Annotated in this window: 1 protein-coding gene; it reads left to right on the forward strand. The window is 75.7% G+C overall.

Annotated features, from left to right (window positions below; genetic code table 11):
- On the forward strand, positions 1 to 538 hold a 538-nt coding region (locus tag GRF61_RS24280; RefSeq protein WP_169153175.1), incomplete at both ends, for a molybdopterin cofactor-binding domain-containing protein.

A 538-nucleotide genomic window follows, 5' to 3' on the forward strand; every position in this document is an offset into this window, starting at 1 on the left:
GCGGAATACGCCAGCGGAAGCGGCCTGCTCCACGCCCGCGTCGTCCGCCCGCCGCTGGATGGTGAAGGCGCCAGCCTGCGTCCGCGCCGCCTGCTGGCGGTTGAGCCGGCCTCGGTCGCCGCCATCGAAGGCATGGTGGATGTGGTGACGCGCGGCGATTTCGTCGCCGTCGTCGCCACCACGGCCGAGGCCGCCGCCCGCGCCGCCCGCCAGCTCAAGGCGCGCTGGGAAAGCCGCCCGGCGCCGCAGCCGCTGCCGACTCGGGAAAGCGTGGTCCGCGAAGACGGCGACACCGCCGCCGCCCTCTCCAGCGCAACGAACACACTCACCCGCAGCTACCGCTGGCCGGCCCTGCCGCCACTGGCGGAAGAAAGCGCCAGCGCCTGTGCCGCGCTGGTCGATGGCGAGCTCCACCTCTGGGCCAACGCCCGCGCCCCGCGCGCCCTGGCGCTGGAAATCGCCGCCCTGGCCGGCCTGCCACCCTCGCGGGTGCAAGTGCTGGACCCGGCCCCGCTGGCCGCCGCGCTCTCCACCCAAG

This window comes from Azoarcus sp. TTM-91, from assembly GCF_012911025.1.
Classification (GTDB): Bacteria; Pseudomonadota; Gammaproteobacteria; order Burkholderiales; family Rhodocyclaceae; genus Azoarcus.